The organism is Bradyrhizobium sp. (assembly GCF_049581145.1).
Taxonomy (GTDB): domain Bacteria; phylum Pseudomonadota; class Alphaproteobacteria; order Rhizobiales; family Xanthobacteraceae; genus Bradyrhizobium.
The window spans coordinates 1-3,345 of sequence record NZ_JBAURI010000430.1; the positions used below are offsets into that span (position 1 = coordinate 1).

Genomic DNA, 3,345 nt, shown 5'->3' on the forward strand with positions numbered 1-3,345 from the left:
GGCATCGCCCGCGCGCTGGCGCTCGATCCGGAGATCATTATCGCCGACGAGGCGGTCTCCGCGCTCGACGTCTCCGTGCAGGCCCAGGTGCTGGCGCTGCTGGAGGACCTCAAGGCGCGGCTTGGCCTCTCGATGCTGTTCATCACCCATGATCTGCGCGTCGCGGCCCAGATCTGCGACCGCATCGCGGTGATGCAGCGCGGCCGCATCGTCGAGCTGCAGCCGACCGCGCGGCTGTTTGCCGCGCCGGAGCATCCGTATACGCGAGAACTGCTCGCCGCGGTGCCGGGGCGGAAGGGACATGTGGCGGCGGCGTGAGGGTTCGTCTCTCGTCGCCCCGCCACCGTCCTCTCGTCGTCCCGGCCTTGAGCTGGGACCCCTACCGGGTGATCCCTCGATTGGGTAAGGCGGTCGAGGTCGTCGCAGCAATGAAAGCCTGTGGTTATGGGTCCCGGCTCGAGGCCGGGACGACGGTGGATCTCGGGGTGGGCGATGCCCGCTCATTCGATACTATCCCGCCTTTCTTCCGTGGTGGCTGTGCAACTGCGACGACAGCAGGCGGCGCCATTCGTTGAAGTCATTGCTGGCGACGTCGCGGGGGCGGGGCAGGTCGATTGTGTATTCGTTGTCGATGCGGCCGGGGCCGGGCGACATCACGACGACGCGGTCGGCCAGGAAGATCGCTTCGTCGATGGCGTGGGTGACGAACAGCACGGTCAAGCCGGTGCGTGACCAGATCTCGACCAGTTCGTCCTGCAGCCGCTCGCGCGTCATGGCGTCGAGCGCGCCGAACGGCTCGTCCATCAGCACCATCTCGGCGTCGTTGGCGAGCACGCGCGCGATCGCGACGCGCTGCTTCATGCCGCCGGAAAGCTGGTGCGGATAGATTTCGGCGAAATTCTGCAGGCCGACCAGCTCGATGAAGTGGTCGGCCGTGGCCTTGATCTCGGCTCTGGGCCGGCCGCGCGAGCGCGGGCCGAAGCCGATATTGTCGCGGACGCTGAGCCAGGGAAACAGCCCGTAATCCTGGAACACCATGCCGCGGCTCGGCCCCGGGCCGGTGATCGGCACGTCCCACATCAGAGTGTCGCCGGAGGTCGCGGCTTCGAAGCCTGCGGCCATCCGCAGCAGCGTGGACTTGCCGCAGCCGGAGGCGCCGATCAGGCAGACGAACTCGCCTTTCCTCACCGCCAGATTGGCGCCGCGCAACGCCTCGATCGATCGCGCGCCCTGGGTGTAGATCTTGCCGGCGTTCTTCATTTCCAGAATGGGAATGCTGCTGTCACGCATGCGACGGGCTCCAGGAGAGCAGCCACCGGCCGATCAGCATCACAAGCTGGTCGGAGAGAAAGCCGAAAATGCCGATCACGATCATGCCGGAGATCACGATCTCGGTGCGCGAGAGCTGGCGCGCCTCCATGATGATGGCGCCGAGCCCGGTCTGTACGCCGGTCATCTCGCCGACCACGATCACGACCCAGGCAAAGCCCAAGCCCAGCCGCATGCCGGTGAAGATCGAGGGCAGCGCCGCCGGCAGCACCACGCGAAAGAACTGCGCCGGTCCGGTGCAGCCCAGCATGGCGGCGGCCTCGAACAGCCGCGGCTCGACCGCGCGCACGCCGAAAATGGTGTTGACCAGGATCGGATAGAACGCGCCGAGAAACACCAGGAAGATCGCCGAGCGCGGCCCCAGCCCGAAGATGATCATCGCCAGCGGCAGCCAGGCCGTCACCGGCACCGGGCGCAGGATCTGGATGGTCGGATCGATCAGCTGACGCACCAGCGTGATGCGGCCGATCAGCATGCCCAGCGGCAGCGCAACGATCAGCGCCATCGCAAACCCGCCATAGACCCGGCCGAGCGAGGCCAACAGATGGATGTGCAGGGTCCGGCTATAGGCGTCGTCATTGATGCCGCCAAAGGCGAGGTCCCAGAGTTCGAGCCAGACATCATGCGGCGGCGGGATCAGGCTCGCCGGCCGGTTCGCGGTGGCGAGATGCCAGAATGCCAAGAGCGCCAGCGGAAAGGCGACCGCCAGCAGCGCCTGTCGCAGCCGGGGCCACCCGGCTTCGCCAAAGCTGCGCCGGACACGGCGACGCGCAGCGTCTTCCGTCGACGGGGCGCTATCTGAGGCCAGCGTGGTCACGATGTCAGGTCGGCTTCACGGCATTGACGAAGCTGGTGTCGAAGAAGGTGGCAAAATCCGGCACCCGCTTGATCTGCTTCAAGGCCAGCATGTGGTCGGCGTAGATCTTGGATTCCTCGATCTCCTTCGGCCCGAGCTTCCAGGTCAGCTCGACATTGGGTATCGAGGCCTCGATCGCCTCCTTCTTCTGCCCGAGCTTGCTCGAGGCCATTGCCACCAGCGCGTCCTGGTGGGCGGCGGCAAAGTCGGTGGCGCGCTGATGGATGCCGAGCATCACGCGGACCAGATCCGGCTTGTCGGTGATGAGGTCGCGATGGGTGCCGAACACCATGTTGAGCGAGCCCATCGGCGTCGAATAGGGATATTCGACCAGCTGGCCGACCCCGCTCGATAGCGACACGCCGGGGCCGGGCTCAGCGCCGACATAGGCGTCGATGTCGCCGCGCGCCAGCGCGATGTGCATCTCGCTGAAGGACACCCGCACCGGCTCGACATCCCGGATGGTCATGCCTTCCATCTTCAGCCGCTCCAGGAAAAACACCTCCTGGGTGGTGCCGGGAAACACCGCGACGCGCTTGCCCCTGAGATCCTTGATCGTGTTGATGCCGGAATCCTTTTTCGCGATGATCGCCATGCCGCGATTGCAGGTCGACGCGATCACCACGACCGGCTCGCCGGCGGCGGCGCCGAGGATCGCGGCCGCGATGCCGAACGCGCCGAAATCGATCGATTTGGTCACGACCGCGTTCTTGCACTCGGCCGGCGTCTCGAACGGCAGCACCTCCACTTTGTAACCCGCCGGCACGAACTGTTCATAAAAATAGGGCGCGATCGAATGGATCAGCTTCAGCGCGCCGGCGCGGATCACGACCGGCTCGTCGGCGTGCAGCACCGTTGGCGCTGCGATCAAACCCGCGCCGAGTCCTGCGGCACCCGTCAAAAAATCACGGCGGCGAATGGGGGTTGGCATGGACGCTGGCTCCTTCTGCTGCGGCGAAAATATGCAACGAACGTGCCGGGCAGGGGCTTGTTGCCGCCACCGGCATCACGTTTTGCCAACCCCAAAATCCAGCGTCGTCCCGGCCTTGAGCCGGGACCGTGCGTCTGTGATGTTGTTCTGTCAGGAGGTGAAAGTCCGACCCATGTGAAGTCACGTTACATGTAGCGGAAGGCAACTGCGTCGTTCAACTGCGGGATGT

General features: G+C 65.6%; 3 protein-coding genes and 1 pseudogene. 1 reads left to right on the forward strand and 3 read right to left on the reverse strand.

All coding sequences use genetic code 11. From position 1 onward, the window contains the following. A pseudogene (locus WCB02_RS14005) lies at positions 1 to 318 on the forward strand (microcin ABC transporter ATP-binding protein); the annotation flags it as partial. Positions 319 to 510: 192 nt separating this feature from the next. On the opposite strand, the gene WCB02_RS14010 reads toward WCB02_RS14005, so the two are convergent. The 3 genes from WCB02_RS14010 to WCB02_RS14020 all read right to left on the reverse strand — a co-directional run bounded on the left by WCB02_RS14010 (position 511) and on the right by WCB02_RS14020 (position 3,116). Then, positions 511 to 1,290, reverse strand: coding sequence for an ABC transporter ATP-binding protein (locus tag WCB02_RS14010; RefSeq protein ID WP_423958816.1), 780 nt, complete (start codon positions 1,288 to 1,290; stop codon positions 511 to 513). Beyond that, on the reverse strand, positions 1,283 to 2,053 hold the full coding sequence (locus WCB02_RS14015; protein ID WP_423958818.1) for an ABC transporter permease: 771 nt from the start codon (positions 2,051 to 2,053) through the stop codon (positions 1,283 to 1,285). The genes WCB02_RS14010 and WCB02_RS14015 overlap by 8 nt, the downstream gene beginning before the upstream one ends. 97 nt (positions 2,054 to 2,150) lie before the next feature. Then, on the reverse strand, positions 2,151 to 3,116 hold the full coding sequence (locus WCB02_RS14020; protein WP_423958817.1) for an ABC transporter substrate-binding protein: 966 nt from the start codon (positions 3,114 to 3,116) through the stop codon (positions 2,151 to 2,153). Positions 3,117 to 3,345: the final 229 nt, after the last annotated feature.